Origin of the sequence: Glutamicibacter sp. NPDC127525, from assembly GCF_042672105.1 — a bacterium.
GTDB lineage: Bacteria > Actinomycetota > Actinomycetes > Actinomycetales > Micrococcaceae > Glutamicibacter.
On record NZ_JBHXVN010000004.1, the window covers coordinates 132,378 to 147,369 of the forward strand.

The following is a 14,992-nucleotide window of genomic DNA, read 5'->3' on the forward strand; positions in this document are numbered from 1 at the left end:
ATGCAACAAAAAGCATCGTGACAGCTTGACGGCGGCACAACCGCGAAGCGTATAGTCGCTGGCGTGCTAAATAGATTCAAATCGCTCGTAGTAAAAGCTTTGATCAGTGCTTACTTAAAGATTGAGTCATCGGCATAGTCATCTCTAAGCAACTCGAGGTCCACTGCCCGTCCGTCGACGACGCCTACGAAAGGCTGATTAATGACCACTGCCGACTTTACCGCTGATGCACAAACCATACTTCCCGAACTGATTAAACTGCGCCGCGCGCTGCATGCGGACCCCGAACTCGGTCTCGATCTGCCCCGCACCCAGCAGAAGGTGCTCGACGCCCTCGAAGGGCTGCCGTTGGAAATCACCACCGGCACGCGCACCAGCTCGGTCACCGCAGTGCTTCGAGGAGAACGGCCCGGCCCGACCGTCCTGCTTCGTGGCGACATGGACGCATTGCCGATTCTCGAAGAAACCCATCTGGACTTCGCCTCCTCCAATGGCAACATGCACGCCTGCGGCCACGATCTGCATACCGCCGGACTAGTTGGGGCAGCCAAGTTGCTGTCGGCTCACCAAAGTGAACTTCATGGCTCGGTCATCTTCATGTTCCAGCCAGGAGAAGAGGGCTACGGTGGCGCCAAGATCATGCTCGAAGAAGGACTGCTTTCTGCAGCCGGCGAATCTCCTGTCGCCGCCTACGCGGTCCATGTGGGCCCCGGTCCACGCGGAGTCTTCGCAACACGAGGCGGCCCGGTGGCTGCCTGATCGAACCAACTGAGCGTCACATTACATGGACGTGGCGGACATGGCTCGCAACCCCACCAGACCTTGGATCCAGTTCCTGCAGCGGCCGAACTCATCCTGGCGTTGCAGAGCTTCGTGACTCGACGATTCAATGCCTTCGACCCGGTAGTCCTCTCGACCACCCGGCTTTCCACCGGAGATGGTGCTATCAACGTCATCCCTGAAAGCGTCGAGCTGGCGGCGACTATCCGCACCATGTCCCACGAATCGCTGGCTGTTTTGGAGGAAGGCCTGCCACGTGTCATCAATGGTGTGGCAGCAGCCCATGAGTTCACCGCAGACGTGAGTTTTGAAATGATCTACCCGGTGACCGTGAACGATCCGATTGAGACCGAAGCGGCACTGGAAACGATGCGCGAAATCTACGGTGTACAGCGCGTGGCGATCATGCCATCACCAATGATGGGATCTGAGGATTTCGCTTTTGTGCTCGATGAAGTTCCCGGCACATTCATCGCGTTGCTGGCCACTCCACCGGAGTTGAACGCGTCGGAAGCAGAGTGGAATCACTCGCCACGTGTCGTCTTTGATGACGCGGTGCTCGCAGATCAGGCCGCAGCCCTGGCAGCCATCGCTTTTCAGCGAACCGCACGCTGAACTTCGGAGCTGCGCGCTAATTTTTGAGAATCACGGTGGTTTGCGTCCCCCGCATACTCAAACCCGGCGCGCAGCGCCGTTCTGATTGACGCCGCATTATCAACGTGCACGCGTCATTGAGGAATCAGGCCGGCATCCATCGCGTGCTTCTGAGCAAAAGTGACAGATTGAAAACCGAGTCCACTTCGACGATTGGCAGGTGCTACTAGCGCGCCGAGGTGGTCCAGCTTTCCTTCCCACACGTCATAGCCAGCACCCGCCACAGGAAGCGAATCACGTTCTGATTCACTGAGCAATATGAAGGTATTCTCCATCTCACTCAAGCCGACTTCCGCGGTGTCCTCGTCTGGACAGGCTGTTTCTAGATCAACAGCGTGCGCTCGTGCACGGCTCAGCTCGGCGTTTGGGTTTGGGTTTGGCAATGATGGAGCTGAATCACTGAAGTACAGCTTCGCCTCCCCGAGAGCCCGCCCACCATAGGGAGTGCTGAGTTCCAAAAGTTTCGCGTGGCTGGCCAGTTCCGAATCGGGTAGCTCTCGGCCAGCTTCTAACGCCCATGAAGGACCAACCAAAACCCCGGTGCCAAATAATGAAACGAACATGAGTGCCGAGCTATCGTTCTTCTCGCGATAAACACGGTCCTCACCCCCTGGTGACTGCACGTGCCTTGACTTCAGGGGCGTACTGCTTGGGCATACTTTCCATTCTCTCAATAGAAAACGGCATAAAACCCGGGACCACTCAACATGCATTAGATGCACGAAGCCTGTGTTCGCAAGAGCGCCCAGCGGCAAGAGCAGTCGCGGCCCTTGAGAGCGGCGAAACGCGCAAAGTCCGCCTTACGTACCGATACGGTGGATGTGCTGATGGACGGGAGTTCTCGCCGGTACTTCGATTCCCGTGGTCTATAAGCCGATAATGTACGTTATGTAAAGCCGAAAAGACTTTATTTGCTTTCACCGCATATCGTGAGGATTTGGGTAAGAGCCAATGCCTTTCAACTCTGCTTGAATTGAAGTTGGTTGGGTCCCTTTAAGCAGTCCAGCAGCTATGTGATAGCTAACTGATTCCCTCTAACCCATTCATCCCAAAACCGGGACGGCGTCAACCCATCCAAAGACCCATGGGGACCTCATGATTGTAAATGTCTTTCCATTCATCAGCCAAATACTTCGCATCCGCCATAGTGTCCATGATTTCCCCGGAAAGTTGTTCACGACGGAACTGCGCATTGAACGACTCAATAAAACCGTTCTGCCAAGGCGAACCAGGATCGATAAACGCAATGGACACCCCTACACTGTTGCACCAATCCACCAGCGCGCCAGCCGTGAACTCAGGACCGTTATCACACCGCACGAACATCGGCTGGATCCCGGTTTCAGCAATGATGTCCTCTAATACAGCCACCACATCAGCAGCCTTAAAAGCACGGCGGGGAATGATCGCCAAAGCGGTCCGCGTGTACTCATCGATGATATTAAAGAACCGGATATGACGGCCACAAGAGGCGACATCCGATTGGAAATCAAAGCTCAGTACATGCATCGGATACTCGGCGGTCAAACGCTTCTGATCCCCCGCATCTGGGCGGCGCGACTCTTCTTACGACATCTGGGCTTACAGACCAGGCCTTCTTCTCGCCATAGTCGTCGGATGCGCTTGCTGTTCAAGACAGTGTCTTTCCACCGTTCGGTGGCCAGCAAATGCCAGCGGGCCTTGCGCCACCCCCAGGCCGGATGCTTAGACGCGATGGCCCTCAGGTCGGCTCGTAGCTGCGCTTCGTCAAAGCTCATCGGTGATTTCTTCTTACGAAGTGCAGAGCGGTTCTGGCCCAGAACTTGGCAGGCGAAGCGTTCGGACGCCGGCGAATTCATCCATTGCCATCCGTATGGCGCGGCGGCGTGGTTCGGGGCCTAGAATTTTCCCTTGGCTACCTCGGTGAGGATGTCGTTGGCGAGCATTTGATCAGCGAGCAGCTTCTTGAGGCGCGCGTTTTCCTTCTCTAACTCCTTGGTACGTTTGCTGGCTTCAGCGTTTTTCTCTGAACCGTATTGGTTGAGCCAGCGGTACCAAGTAGCTTCGGTGATCTGAAGTTCTTTGATGACCTCGATCATCTTGTGGCCTTCGTTGAGCATCTTTTGTCCTTGACGGACTTTAGCGATGACCTGGTCTGGTGTGTCTGCGTGCCATTTTTCTGTGATTCCTCCTGTGTCCATTGTTGGACACGAGTACTCACATAGTCACTGGACTACTTTCCGGGGACCCAACCGGCGGCGGAAACTGACTTCCCTGTCGCTCCCCGACCAGAAGTAAGAGGAACTATTACTCGTTCTATTGTAGTATTCTCAAGTGGCGCAGTGCCGTGTACCTTTGACCTACCCTAGACTTGGTGCATGGAATTTTATGAAACTACTCACGGCGAGCCTCGCGATAGTCTAGATGATCCGATTTACAGAATTCAGTTTTGGGAGCGCTTCGACCCCTCGTGCGGCTGGAATCTTCAGTCCTGGCTTCTTGGTGAAGCCCAAGACGTGACTGAAGTCCTAAAGTGGGCGACTCTAAACGCTCGTGGCCGCCTATTCGAAGTTTTTGTTGAGACAGAAGTTGAAGAATATAGAGGTTACCAGATTCCGCGTACTTGTGGTTATATAAAAATATATGGAATAAATCCCAATGAGTCATAGTTATCGAATGCAAAATATGCGCCTGAGAATTTTATTCTCAGGCGCATACTTTGTTCAGATTATTGTTCTTGGGGCACAAACGTTAGCTCAATGGATTCCGCAGGTATACCCACTGGTGCGATTGACGCTTTTAGTCCACATGCCACGCCGGTAGTTTTTCCGTAAGCGCTGTATTTGGCAGGTCCATCTAATTTATAGCCCGGTGGTGCTACTAGAACTCCTTGAGCCCAGCCGCGGAAATCAGCTGGTCCTTCTTTGCAAGAAACAGCTCGATTGGCCCTAATCGTTGGTTTGTTAGTCTTGGAAACAGCTGGAGCACCCCATTGCTTATAATTTGGTTTCGTTCTAACTAAAGAATAATGGAGCGTCAATTTACTTGCATTAACTTTTTTATTTGTAGCTGCGTTTTTACACGTAATAACAGCCACACCGTTAATGGTTCCCGCAACATGATGTGAACCGTGAACGTATTGAATATCTAAACTGCATCGAATTATCGGTTTTAGAATCCTCGTGGCGGCAGTCTCACTAGGAGTGATCGTTTCTTCGACGACTGTAATCATGGATTCGTCTCCAGTGAAAGTACTGTTGCCAAATTGATCTTCAACTGGGGCAAGGAAGCCCTCTTTGTTTCCTTCGACAGTTCGCTCGAAGAACTCTCGAGTGTTTGTGGTCTCTGCCGAAGAATCTTCGGCGGAAGCATTGGCTGGAACAGCTGTTGAAAAAAGCAATGCCAACATTCCGACCGAAGTGAATATTTTAGTCCTTATGGACGCCATCCTCGCCTCGCAATTCAGAAGGTAGTAATAAGTCAGACCTTAGGATTAAGGTGCTCTACGTAACATTAGTCGAACTTGTCGAAGCTACAAATTTTATGCTTTTCGATTTAGCGACACTGTATGAAGGCCCTTTTTACAAGGAGACTACTATTTATGTCGGAGCATGATCATAAGAATCTTCTAAAGAGAAATTATCGAATTTTCCACGAATGAGCATTTGAGGTTAAGTAGAGGACTTGTTCAATCTCTGTGGAGTAGTTCTTACTACCGCGGGGTCCGTTGGTTGGCGGCAGTGAAGTCGATCAGCGAGGTAAACCGTGCCCGCCTCGTCTCATCGAGTACCTGCCGGTGCGTATCGATACTCCACTCCGTGGGGTCCTCCAACAAGACGATCTTCGGAATAGACATTGTCTCGTTTCGGCATGGTCTCCGCTGCTTGAGCACCCACCGATGCAATCTCCATCATGGGAGCGGAGTCGGCCGTTGGTCTCCTGAAACTCCGGAACTCCAACCGAAAGCTTTCGCCAACTGACCGTCGGACGGTCCACTCCCCCTAGCAGCTAGTGCTGCTCCATGTGTGGCATGGGTGCCGGCTTCGTATCTCTCCCGTGATTTGGAGCGTGCGTGGATGGTGGTGCATTGTCAGTGGCTTAAGTCTGATCTTTCATGCATGGTCGGGCCAGCCATACAAACTAAGCTACTCCTGGAATGTGCGACAGCGAAGAAGGAAACTACGTACCTGTGTGAGTCAGCGGAGCATAGGTTGGTTCACTACCGCGAACACAGCTGGTTACTTGGATCGGAGTTGATTGCAGTTTAAATTATGGCTCCGAGAGTGCAATGGATGCTTGACTCGATCACCATGTCGGCGGATTTCGTGCGTAACGGGCGCCTAGACGTTATTGGTCCTAATGCTTTGGTTCGTGCTCTGCACGCGCCAATGTTCGAGAGCTTTACGGCAACGAATGGGTGGGCGAATTTTGCTCGCTACCACTTTTTGGACGAGTCTTCGAAAGATTTCTTTGTGGAGTGGGAGGCAGGAGATGCGGCTACAGTCGCGTTATTAGGAGCGGAGGCTGGACGGGTACCTTACGACAAGGCATTGCAAGAATTGATCGGTGAGCTTACGACTAAAAGTAAGGAATTTGGTGGCTTCTGGGCTGCTCACGCGGTACGGATTCGTCATGAAGGTCTAAAGCGTTTTGCGCACACTATCGTCGGCGAGATTGAGCTCACCGACCAGTCGGCGGACTTGCAGATCGGGAATCGCAGTTCTCACGATATGTCTTTCTACACGGCGGAACCTGGCAGTGCCAGTGAAGAGCAACTGCGCGTGCTAGCGAGCTGGGATCTTCCGAGCGCGCAGTCAACGCCTTCGAGTGGTTCCCCAACTCATCAGGTATAGCGGGGTTCTCATAGCGCGTGGCCTGAAGAAATTGGTTCGATACCTTACATAGAAGTGGCTGCAATAAATGGGATTCAAAAACACTCATTTTTGACACACTGATCACTTGGTCGTTGTGAAAATTCCTGACAGCTGAAAATTCAACAGATTTCGAGGAGCATTTAGTCGCATAACTCAGTGCCATAACTATGCGTCGATACATCGCCTATCCCACGAGTATGGATACATTTAGGCCCATGGGACACCTCCTCGGATACGCCAGAGTCTCCACCGGCGACCAAGACGCACAACTTCAACTCGACGCACTGACCAAAGCGGGGTGCCATCGCATATTCACCGACACGGCATCCGGCTCACTCGAGTCTCGGCCCGAGCTCGATAAGCTCCTGGATCAGATCCGCCCCGGCGACACTCTAGTGGCCTGGCGCCTCGACCGCCTCGGTCGCTCCATCCGCCATCTGATCAACCACATGGACGCGCTGCAGCAACAAGGCATCGATTTCAAATCCCTGCAAGAGAACATCGACACTAGTTCTTCAGGCGGCCGGCTTGTGTTCAACATCTTCGCGTCCCTGGCGGAATTCGAACGCGACCTCATCCGCGAGCGCACCAACGCCGGCCTAGCAACGGCGCGGGCACGTGGCCGCACAGGAGGGCGCCCCTCATCTCTCTCCCCGACAAGCTTCGCGCTGCGAAGAGGATGTACGAACAGCGCGACATGACCGTGGCACAAATTGGCGAAGTTCTCGGCGTCAGTCGCAGTACCGTTTACAGGGCGTTGCAGAAGTCCAGCCTGAAGCAAACGAAGACAGGCACAATTGGTACATGAGTTCACCGCTAAATGATGAGATTGCAGGAGCTATTGGGCAGTTCTTCTTCGCTGGGGATGCCCTTAGCATTCCGTTTTGACACGAGTCTTCAAGACAGCGGGCATGTCAGATCATGACCCCTACGATCCGGAAACCCAGACACCGAATAAACAACAACGTGTACTTGCTGTAGCTAGTGTCGGATCCCGCAAATCCGAAACAGCACGAAAACTCGTTGATAGCTTGCTCAATGCACTCAGACTCCATGGCTCATTTAGCCTTTCTGAAGACCAGCAGAGAGTTGATACTCTGCGATCCGCACTTACCCACAGTGGATGGGGTTTAACGACTGATGGACGCCTAGAACAGCTAGGAAAGATTGATTTCGAAACTGGTGGCCGTGCAGCCCTCGACGAGCAGCTTAATCGATTGCGCAGAAATGTGGACGACCCGGCAGCTGTCTTGGGCGGAGCAAAGGAGCTCTTGGAGGCAATAGCCAAGTTTGTTCTCGAAGAAGGCGGTCTCCCCCTGGATCCGAGGGTCCCATTCCCTGGTCTCATTGAAATATCGTTCGAGCGTCTAGGTTTGCTCCCCGCCGTAGTTAACAACTCTGTCGAGGGGTCAAAACAAATCCATGACATCTACAGGTCAGCTAAGAAGATAATTATCGCCGTCAACGAATTAAGAAACCTGCAAGGGACTGGGCACGGCAGAACGCTCCCGACAGGAGTAACTGTGGAAGCAGCTCGTTACGTTATTCGAGAAGCAACGCACGTTGCCGAGCTCATGTTAACAACCCATGATCGACAAATGGGCCGTTAAGCACTTTTATCGGTTCTGATCATGCGCGAAGTATGAAAATACTGAATGCAGATATCCTACAACTGAATGGTTGCAGGAAGTCTCAACGGGCACCACTCCCCCGCGAAAAATCCACGGATGCTCAATGGTTCAAAATTCTCGCAACTATTTTACGCAACTGATATCACAGATATGATGTATCCACCATTAGTTGCGAAACACTTTCGACGGACTGATGGCCAGGCTGATCGGGTACGCCCGCCCAAGGGGTGGTTCTCCAGCTCCTTAACAAGTTTCAGCACCCCCACCCCCGGGTGCGTACTGATCGTAGAATCTCGCAGCTGGGTCAGGATAACCATGCTTTTATGATGGCTCCGCTCATTGTCGCGCTCGGGTCAATATCGAAGAACGTGTCAGTTGCCGAAATTCTCAGCACTTTTGTCCGCAGGGTTGAGCACCTCCCGAGAACATGACCCGAAAAGAAACAACGTTAAGCGCAAGAATCGGTGGTTGAGAACTCCTTACGTGTTCATCAACCACCGATTACTTGTATCCGAACTAGATTGCAGTTTTCACCGTATCCGACTTGCTGTGGACTACAGCTAGAGCAATCCACAAAAGCACGGGTGCTCCAGTGACTGCAGCCGTGACGGCGAAAGGCAACACGGTGCTTGCAGTCAAAACGAATGCCGTACCCAGCACTGAGAGCACACTAGCTGCAAGTCCGACAATGAATCCTGCTTTCCTAGCTTCGCGGCTTACCTCCGCTACAGCCAAGACACCGGAAACAACAGCGGCCAGGGCCGCTATTAAGGAAACCGCGGTCAACCCATTAGCCCCGGTAAAAATTGATCCGACGGTAAAACACGCCGCCACAGTGATTTTCAGCCCTGTAGACATCCCGAACATTCCTCCATTTTGCATTGAGATCACCTTCCAAAAGAGAGCGGATTACTTTCCCCAAGGGGTCGCGCACCAAGCACCAGCTGCCGCGAGCGAGGCGGCCAGACCAACAACGCCCCCCTTTATTGCCTGCTTACCCAAGAATTTCACCATAGTTTCAGCAGCCTTTTTCCAATCCTTGCGATTGAGGTAACCCAGAATCGTTCCTTCAGAAGCGCCGAAGAGGGTTGCGAACCCGGTGAAGTTCAGGACGCACTGGCCGTAATTTGCTGCTGAGGCAACTGGGATATTACCGATGTGAGTTTGCGGAACCTGGGCGCGGAACTGGGCAATGATCTGCCCGCCTTCTACTTCCCCAAAATGCTCGATAATGCTCATTTCATCAACACGGAATGATCCATCTTCATTCTGGGTGATTCCGTGGGTGAAAAGCGCTTCAAGGTCCTTAGCCAACTTTTCCACTTCGGCATTCGACACCGAATCTTCGGCAATTGCCGTAGCCGCTGGATTGAGCTGGGCCGGCGTTGACGCGGACGCGGGAAGTGCTGTGAAGGTCAATCCACAAGTAAGGACGGCCGCAATCGAAGCATTCACAAACTTATTCTTCATTTTTGCTCTCCAAATGAGCATGAACTGCCCCAGCTGATTTCTGGAACATCTGTCCTTAAAACGTATCTAACCCAATTAGCTTAAGTCAACGCTAATAGAGTGCACTATTGAAATCAGTGGTCATACTTAAGTGGTATGGCGACCTCGTTGAAAATGTGCTATCGCGCCATGCGATCACGTTCACTCTTGAACCCTAAGCCGCGTCTCATCTCGTTGAGTGGAAGGTCCACTGATGGTGATCGCGGTCCCGCAGGTATTCGGCCAACGCAGCCTACGATGTAATCCAGCTCGGGTGCCTTGCTTTCATTACGTTGTTGGCGGAGAGGCGAGATTCTGTCTGGCGTTTATATTTCATTTCTATGCACGCGTTCAACGAAACTTCGCTAGGAGGTGAAGCAATCCACACAGCTCGCGTTAGAGGCAACTACACGTACGGACAGGCATTCGTTGTGGCTGGGAACAGTCTCATGCCTGCGAGTGACGAACTTGTGAACACTCACCTGTTGGCCACTTTAGGTAACGCTCAAGAATGTCATGTTGCAGGAGGCTAAGATCCCTTTTCTTGCCGGACTGGCCTCGAAATTTCTAGCGAAGTACCACGTGGACTGCATCAGTCTGAGTGCTATCAGTGCTATTTCTTGTTGGGTCTACTGGGAAACTGCTTATCTGCACTTGTCGGATATGCAGATCTTGCCTCAGTGTTTATCGCCACGACCATATGCGACCGGATCACTCGCCGAAAGTCAGATCTGACTCCGCATAGTCGCGCCCAGACAGTGTACGCGTGGCACGTCTGTGGGTTTTCGACTACTGCGCGTTAGGTTAGCCAGCGTTTGCGGTTCCGCATAGCAAGGTAGAAGGCGTCTTCGTGTTCGATGTCTACAACAAGCAGATTCGACAGTGCGCGTGGGTTGCTTTCAACCGAGCCCCGGCTAAACGCTAGAGGACGTCCACGCAATGATTGCCGAGTTTGAAGCCGACTTGCTCAGCATGCGTACACGCGAAAGAATGAGGGTGACTAGGGTGCTTACACAATCTGCCTGACTGGCTCTTACCGATGCCCCGATACAAAACAACTAGCATTCAAAACCTTCTAACAGTGCTTCGGCAGATATATTCTCGAGCCAAAAATACGCATGACTCGCAAGCAAGACGTCGTTTATTGTCTGCACTGTTCGCGGAGCATCACGAAGAGAAAGGACCGCACTCGCGACATTCGATATCGCGGAGTTCAGGCTGGTCCTGTCGAACTCAACGCCGAGCAAAGCCAACAGAAAGTCGTGCGTCAGTTTGCGTAGCTCTTGTTTGGAAAGCATCTTCTGCGTCGAAAATTCCAGAGCGTGTTGCATCGACAAAGTCGCGTTTTCCACATCCGGATGCGGCAGACATTGTTGTCGAAGCCTGGACACCAGGAATTCATCGCGAGGAATTTCTCCCGGCATGATTTCCCTATAGTCGGTCTTGCTCCCTACGCCAGGAGGATAGTCAGCCGCAGGCAAGCCCGGCTTTCCATTAGTTGCATAAGTGAAGCAGTATCGACCCTACAGCCCAACCCATTCTGAACTGCCGGAAGAGAAGTGCTGCTTCTTCCAGATCGGGACCTCGGCCTTGATGCGTTCCACCAGGTTCTCAATGGCATCGAATGCTTCCTTCCGGTGCGCTGCTGCCGAAGCAGCGACCAGCGCGGCGTCGCCAATCTTCAACGGACCCACGCGGTGCACAGCGGAAAGCTTCAGCCCGGTGCGTTCTTCTTCCTCGGCAAGGATTTTCTCCAGGAAATCCTGCGCCTGCGGGTGATGCGAGTAGTCCAAGGAGTTCACCGACTGGCCGCCGTCGTGATTACGAATGATTCCGTGGAAGAGCACCACTGCGCCTGCAATATCGGACTGCACGGCATCGCGCACTGCGGCCTCGTCGATAGGTTCTTCGGTGATCAAGGCGTAGCTCATGAGCGGGCTCCTTCGGTGTGTGCATGATCGGCCAGCAGCTGCGGGGCCACTTCAGCCAGTGCGGGAAGCCCGCCTTCAAGGTAGTTTGTTCTGATGCCTCGCCCGGCGAGCAAGGCGGCCGCGCGTTGCGAGCGAGGACCGCGTGCGCAATAGACCGTTACCTGTGCCGGGATCTGCTTCAGATCTGCGCCGGCTTCAATAGCTGCTTCCAGCCCAGGAAGGGGCAGATGCAAGGAACCGGCGATGTGCTGTTGTGCGCGTTCGTCATCATTGCGCACATCCAACAAGACAGGAGCAGCGGAACCAGCCAGCGACTCGGCGAGCGCCTTGGCATCGATGCTTTGGACCTCGGGCAGAGAACCGGAGCAGAAGAGCACGTAGTCAATCAGCTCGGTGACTTCAGCGCCTCGGGGGTCTCTAGAGAATTCGAGGGTGCGGGTGCTAGCAGCCAGCGCATCATAGATCAGCACCTTTCCCACCAGCGGGGCACCGATTCCGGCGATCAGTTTCAAGGCTTCGGTGGACAGGAGCGAGCCGACGGTTCCGCACAATCCGGGCAGCACGCCCCCGGCCGCGCAATCCGGCACGGAGCCCGGGGCAGGCGGGACCGGGAACAGGTCGCGGTAACCCGGACCATGCTCATGCCAGGCCACGGAAACTTGTCCATGATGCTGCAGGATCGATCCCCAGATTAGCGGGATGCCCGTGAGCTGCGCGGCGTCATTGGACAGGTATCGGGTCGGGAAGTTGTCGCTGCCATCGATGACCAAGTCATAATTTGCAAAGATCTGAAGCGCGTTGGAAGAATCCAGGCGCAGATTATGCTCGATGATCTTCACATTGGGGTCCAGCGCCGTGGCGGCCTGCGCCAAGGAAGCAGTCTTGGCCAAGCCGATATTAGCGGTGGTGTGCGTGACTTGGCGGTGCAGGTTGGATAGCTCCACCACGTCATCATCCACGATGCCGATGGTGCCTACCCCTGCTCCGACCAGATACGGGACGCTGGCGCTGCCTAGCCCGCCAGCGCCGATAACCAGTACCCGGGCGGCGGCCAGGCGGCGCTGCGCGGTGTCATCAAATCCGGGCAACGAGAGTTGGCGTGCAGCTCGTGCAGCCTGTTCCCCGCTCAGTGGCGGCCCGGGGGCCACAAGCGCGGGAAAATCGCGTTCGCTTTTCATCGTGCTCCTTATCGCCTAGGCGCGATAGCATGAAGTCATGTCGAAGATTACGATACGCTACTTCGCTGCCGCGGCGGCAGCAGCGGGCTGCGAGCAGGAGAGCTGGGAACGCCCCGAAACACTCGCCAGGCTGCGTAGCGAACTGATCGATTCCTACGGACCTGAAATGGCCCAGGTTTTGCGCGCCGGAAGTTTCCTGATCAACGGCGTGGTGCGCCGCGATGCCGGCGAGCTGGGCACTGCCGACGACCTGACCGTGGATGTCCTGCCGCCGTTCGCAGGCGGATAGTCCATGTCCTGCACTCTGGAAAGCCATCGCGCGGAACTTGAAGAGCTGCTGTCCCCGGTCTTCGCCTGTCTGGACAGCGAAGTGCTGCCCGTCGATAGCCCTGAGGCCAGCGATCGAATCCTCAGCGAGGACCAGTACGCGTTTTTGCCCATCCCTGCGTTCACCAACTCGCAGATGGATGGCTACGCTGCGCGCAGTGCGGACTTGGCAACAGCCTCGCCTAACTCCCCCATCTCTTTGCCATTGGGTTTCACCGCTGCCGCCGGCGACCGGCAAATACCCCTGGCTGAAGGCACAATCAGTCCGGTGATGACCGGTGCGATGATCCCTCTGGGTGCTGACACTGTCATCCCCATCGAGGAAAGTGGCTCTGGCGCTTTCCCGGAATTGGTTCGTGCCGGCTTTGGCACCCCCAGCGGCCACGCAGAATTCTCGGCCCCCAGCGCCGTGGGCCGCTTCATCCGCCCCGCCGGCGTTGATCTCGAAACCGGCGCCTTGGTGGCCAAGGCCGGAACCCGGCTGACCCCGACCATGATTGCCGCACTGGTTTCCAGCGGGCTGCGGGAAGTACCGGTGCGCCGGGCCTTGAAGGTGGCCGTGTGCACTACAGGGGACGAGCTCAGCGATGGGCAGCGTTCCCAGGGCCAGATCCCGGACTCGAATTCCCCCATGCTCGCAGCCTGGCTGCGCCGCTACCAAGTGCAGGTGCGCACCTTGCAGCTGCCCGATGATCCGCAGCGCTTCGCCCTGGCCATCGATGCCTTGCAGGAACAGGTTGACCTGATCGTAACCGTGGGCGGTATCAGCGCTGGAGCCTATGAGGTGGTCCGCCAAGCGCTGTCGCCGCTAGGCGGGGTGTTCCATCATGTGGCCATCCAGCCCGGCGGTCCGCAAGGCTTCGCCCGACTGGCCAAGGCAGCGGTGCTGTGCTTCCCGGGCAACCCGGTCAGTGCCCTGCTATCGGCAGAACTGTTCCTGGCCCCGCTGCTGCGACAGCTAAATGCCCTGCCAGAGCCCTTGCCCCGGCACTACCCGCTGGCAGCCGATGCCAGTTCCCCCGAGCACAAGCACCAGGTGCGCCGAGCGCTGATCCGCGATGGCCAGGTCACCATCCTGGATCCGGGCTCGCATCTGGTCCACGATCTGGCCCGCGCCGATGCGCTGGTGCATATCCCGGTAGGCGTCAGCCAGTTGGCTGCCGGCCAAAGCATCGAAACTTGGAGCATGAATGTCTGAGAAACTCACCCACCTGCGCGAAGACGGCAGCGCCCATATGGTCGATGTCAGCGACAAGGCCGTCACCAAGCGCGTGGCCACCGCAGAAGCCATCTTCGCCACCCGCCCGGATGTTGTCCCGATGCTGATGACCGGGCAGTTGCCCAAGGGCGAGGCGTTGGGCACCGCAAGGGTCGCTGGCATCATGGCGGCCAAGCGCACCTGGGAACTGATTCCGCTGTGCCACCCGCTGCCGATTTCCAAGGTGTCCATTGATTTCACCGCCGAGGAATCCGCGGTGCGCGTCACCGCCCAGGTGACCACCAAGGGCGTCACCGGGGTGGAGATGGAAGCGTTGACCGCGGCCAGCGTTGCGGCTCTGACCCTCTACGACATGGTCAAGGCCGTGGACAAGCACGCCGAGGTCCGCTCGGTGAAGGTTTTGGCGAAGTCCGGCGGCAAGAGCGGTGACTGGGTTCGTGGAGACTAGCCGCACGGCGGCCGTGGTGGTCGCTTCGACCACCGCCGCAGCAGGCGCCGCCGAAGACAAGACCGGCCCGCTGATCACCCGGTGGCTGTCCGAGCGCGGCTTCGAGACCGGCGAGCCGACGGTGGTGGCCGACGGACAGCCGGTGCGTTTTGCCGTGGACGACCTGCTGGCCAATGACGCGCAGGTCGTGATCGTGACCGGCGGGACCGGGGTCTCACCCGATGACCAGTCCCCCGAAATGGTTGCCCCGCTGCTGGATGTCCAGCTGCCCGGAATCATCGAGGCCATCCGCCGGCGCGGAGAAGCGACCACCGCACTGTCCATCATTACCCGCGGGGTTGCAGGATTCTCCGGTAACAGCTTCGTCATCACGTTGCCCGGGTCCACCGGCGGAGTGAAAGACGGGCTGGCCGTCCTGGATCCGATCCTGGAGCACCTGCTGGTCCAGCGCAGCGGCGGCACCGGGCACGGCCCGCGGTAAGT

General features: G+C 55.6%; 17 protein-coding genes and 2 pseudogenes. 10 read left to right on the forward strand and 9 right to left on the reverse strand.

The features are described 5' to 3' along the window. Window positions 1-201 precede the first annotated feature (201 nt). Window positions 202-759 (forward strand): M20 family metallopeptidase, encoded by a 558-nt coding sequence (locus ACFVHU_RS10945; RefSeq protein ID WP_388024384.1) that lies wholly within the window; start codon window positions 202-204, stop codon window positions 757-759. A gap of 9 nt (window positions 760-768) precedes the next feature. Beyond that, window positions 769-1,395: a M20 family metallopeptidase gene (locus tag ACFVHU_RS10950; RefSeq protein ID WP_388024651.1), complete on the forward strand. Its 627-nt coding sequence runs from the start codon at window positions 769-771 to the stop codon at window positions 1,393-1,395. Between the two features lie 113 nt (window positions 1,396-1,508). On the opposite strand, the gene ACFVHU_RS10955 is transcribed toward ACFVHU_RS10950, so the two are convergent. Together ACFVHU_RS10955 and ACFVHU_RS10960 are read right to left on the reverse strand one after the other, a co-directional pair. Beyond that, window positions 1,509-1,997 (reverse strand): hypothetical protein, encoded by a 489-nt coding sequence (locus tag ACFVHU_RS10955; protein ID WP_388024386.1) that lies wholly within the window; start codon window positions 1,995-1,997, stop codon window positions 1,509-1,511. A gap of 446 nt (window positions 1,998-2,443) precedes the next feature. Continuing rightward, window positions 2,444-3,588: pseudogene (locus tag ACFVHU_RS10960) on the reverse strand (IS3 family transposase). A 203-nt stretch (window positions 3,589-3,791) separates the two neighbouring features. Here ACFVHU_RS10960 and ACFVHU_RS10965 point away from each other — a divergent pair. After that, window positions 3,792-4,082 (forward strand): hypothetical protein, encoded by a 291-nt coding sequence (locus ACFVHU_RS10965; RefSeq protein WP_388024388.1) that lies wholly within the window; start codon window positions 3,792-3,794, stop codon window positions 4,080-4,082. Between the two features lie 59 nt (window positions 4,083-4,141). Here ACFVHU_RS10965 and ACFVHU_RS10970 read toward each other — a convergent pair whose 3' ends face one another. Both ACFVHU_RS10970 and ACFVHU_RS10975 read right to left on the reverse strand, forming a co-directional pair. After that, window positions 4,142-4,822 carry a hypothetical protein gene (locus ACFVHU_RS10970; protein ID WP_388024390.1) on the reverse strand — a complete coding sequence of 227 codons (681 nt, stop codon included), beginning with the start codon at window positions 4,820-4,822 and terminating at the stop codon, window positions 4,142-4,144. A 303-nt stretch (window positions 4,823-5,125) separates the two neighbouring features. After that, on the reverse strand, window positions 5,126-5,269 hold the full coding sequence (locus tag ACFVHU_RS10975; protein WP_388024391.1) for a hypothetical protein: 144 nt from the start codon (window positions 5,267-5,269) through the stop codon (window positions 5,126-5,128). 415 nt (window positions 5,270-5,684) lie between these two features. Here ACFVHU_RS10975 and ACFVHU_RS10980 point away from each other — a divergent pair, with 415 nt between their 5' ends. The 3 genes and pseudogenes from ACFVHU_RS10980 (at window position 5,685) to ACFVHU_RS10990 (ending at window position 7,897) form a co-directional block, all read left to right on the forward strand. Beyond that, window positions 5,685-6,266 (forward strand): hypothetical protein, encoded by a 582-nt coding sequence (locus ACFVHU_RS10980; RefSeq protein ID WP_388024392.1) that lies wholly within the window; start codon window positions 5,685-5,687, stop codon window positions 6,264-6,266. A gap of 236 nt (window positions 6,267-6,502) precedes the next feature. Then, window positions 6,503-7,095 (forward strand): annotated as a pseudogene (locus tag ACFVHU_RS10985) (recombinase family protein). Window positions 7,096-7,198: 103 nt separating this feature from the next. Then, window positions 7,199-7,897 carry an abortive infection family protein gene (locus tag ACFVHU_RS10990; RefSeq protein ID WP_388024394.1) on the forward strand — a complete coding sequence of 233 codons (699 nt, stop codon included), beginning with the start codon at window positions 7,199-7,201 and terminating at the stop codon, window positions 7,895-7,897. Between the two features lie 537 nt (window positions 7,898-8,434). On the opposite strand, the gene ACFVHU_RS10995 is transcribed toward ACFVHU_RS10990, so the two are convergent. The 5 genes from ACFVHU_RS10995 to ACFVHU_RS11015 form a co-directional block, all read right to left on the reverse strand. Further along, window positions 8,435-8,800 (reverse strand): hypothetical protein, encoded by a 366-nt coding sequence (locus ACFVHU_RS10995; RefSeq protein ID WP_388024396.1) that lies wholly within the window; start codon window positions 8,798-8,800, stop codon window positions 8,435-8,437. A gap of 27 nt (window positions 8,801-8,827) precedes the next feature. Further along, the gene (locus tag ACFVHU_RS11000) at window positions 8,828-9,388 is read right to left on the reverse strand and encodes a hypothetical protein (RefSeq protein WP_388024398.1); all 561 of its coding nucleotides are present in this window, start codon (window positions 9,386-9,388) and stop codon (window positions 8,828-8,830) included. Window positions 9,389-10,464: 1,076 nt separating this feature from the next. Next, on the reverse strand, window positions 10,465-10,887 hold the full coding sequence (locus ACFVHU_RS11005) for a hypothetical protein (RefSeq protein WP_388024399.1): 423 nt from the start codon (window positions 10,885-10,887) through the stop codon (window positions 10,465-10,467). Window positions 10,888-10,929: 42 nt separating this feature from the next. Beyond that, window positions 10,930-11,337 (reverse strand): molybdenum cofactor biosynthesis protein MoaE, encoded by a 408-nt coding sequence (locus ACFVHU_RS11010; RefSeq protein ID WP_388024401.1) that lies wholly within the window; start codon window positions 11,335-11,337, stop codon window positions 10,930-10,932. Further along, window positions 11,334-12,515: a ThiF family adenylyltransferase gene (locus ACFVHU_RS11015; protein ID WP_388024403.1), complete on the reverse strand. Its 1,182-nt coding sequence runs from the start codon at window positions 12,513-12,515 to the stop codon at window positions 11,334-11,336. The genes ACFVHU_RS11010 and ACFVHU_RS11015 overlap by 4 nt, the downstream gene beginning before the upstream one ends. Before the next feature lie 37 nt (window positions 12,516-12,552). Here ACFVHU_RS11015 and ACFVHU_RS11020 point away from each other — a divergent pair, with 37 nt between their 5' ends. The 4 genes from ACFVHU_RS11020 to ACFVHU_RS11035 are packed head-to-tail and all read left to right on the forward strand — an operon-like array spanning window position 12,553 to window position 14,990. After that, window positions 12,553-12,804 (forward strand): MoaD/ThiS family protein, encoded by a 252-nt coding sequence (locus ACFVHU_RS11020; RefSeq protein WP_388024405.1) that lies wholly within the window; start codon window positions 12,553-12,555, stop codon window positions 12,802-12,804. Between the two features lie 3 nt (window positions 12,805-12,807). After that, window positions 12,808-14,040, forward strand: coding sequence for a molybdopterin molybdotransferase MoeA (locus tag ACFVHU_RS11025; protein ID WP_388024407.1), 1,233 nt, complete (start codon window positions 12,808-12,810; stop codon window positions 14,038-14,040). Then, window positions 14,033-14,509, forward strand: coding sequence for a cyclic pyranopterin monophosphate synthase MoaC (moaC, locus tag ACFVHU_RS11030; protein WP_332487502.1), 477 nt, complete (start codon window positions 14,033-14,035; stop codon window positions 14,507-14,509). Before ACFVHU_RS11025 ends, moaC begins: the two co-directional genes overlap by 8 nt. Next, window positions 14,499-14,990 (forward strand): molybdenum cofactor biosynthesis protein B, encoded by a 492-nt coding sequence (locus ACFVHU_RS11035; RefSeq protein ID WP_388024409.1) that lies wholly within the window; start codon window positions 14,499-14,501, stop codon window positions 14,988-14,990. Before moaC ends, ACFVHU_RS11035 begins: the two co-directional genes overlap by 11 nt. The last annotated feature ends 2 nt before the right edge of the window (window positions 14,991-14,992 follow it).

Bases quoted from the DNA above. Each gene is read 5' to 3' on its own strand.
- ACFVHU_RS10965 (WP_388024388.1), top strand. From the start codon at position 3,792: ATGGAATTTTATGAAACTACTCACGGCGAGCCTCGCGATAGTCTAGAT.
- ACFVHU_RS11010 (WP_388024401.1), bottom strand. From the start codon at position 11,337: ATGAGCTACGCCTTGATCACCGAAGAACCTATCGACGAGGCCGCAGTG.
- ACFVHU_RS11020 (WP_388024405.1), top strand. From the start codon at position 12,553: ATGTCGAAGATTACGATACGCTACTTCGCTGCCGCGGCGGCAGCAGCG.
- moaC (WP_332487502.1), top strand. From the start codon at position 14,033: ATGTCTGAGAAACTCACCCACCTGCGCGAAGACGGCAGCGCCCATATG.
- ACFVHU_RS10955 (WP_388024386.1), bottom strand. From the start codon at position 1,997: ATGTTCGTTTCATTATTTGGCACCGGGGTTTTGGTTGGTCCTTCATGG.
- ACFVHU_RS10970 (WP_388024390.1), bottom strand. From the start codon at position 4,822: ATGTTGGCATTGCTTTTTTCAACAGCTGTTCCAGCCAATGCTTCCGCC.
- ACFVHU_RS10990 (WP_388024394.1), top strand. From the start codon at position 7,199: ATGTCAGATCATGACCCCTACGATCCGGAAACCCAGACACCGAATAAA.
- ACFVHU_RS10980 (WP_388024392.1), top strand. From the start codon at position 5,685: ATGGCTCCGAGAGTGCAATGGATGCTTGACTCGATCACCATGTCGGCG.
- ACFVHU_RS10995 (WP_388024396.1), bottom strand. From the start codon at position 8,800: ATGCAAAATGGAGGAATGTTCGGGATGTCTACAGGGCTGAAAATCACT.
- ACFVHU_RS10945 (WP_388024384.1), top strand. From the start codon at position 202: ATGACCACTGCCGACTTTACCGCTGATGCACAAACCATACTTCCCGAA.
- ACFVHU_RS11000 (WP_388024398.1), bottom strand. From the start codon at position 9,388: ATGAAGAATAAGTTTGTGAATGCTTCGATTGCGGCCGTCCTTACTTGT.
- ACFVHU_RS11025 (WP_388024407.1), top strand. From the start codon at position 12,808: ATGTCCTGCACTCTGGAAAGCCATCGCGCGGAACTTGAAGAGCTGCTG.
- ACFVHU_RS11015 (WP_388024403.1), bottom strand. From the start codon at position 12,515: ATGAAAAGCGAACGCGATTTTCCCGCGCTTGTGGCCCCCGGGCCGCCA.
- ACFVHU_RS10975 (WP_388024391.1), bottom strand. From the start codon at position 5,269: ATGTCTATTCCGAAGATCGTCTTGTTGGAGGACCCCACGGAGTGGAGT.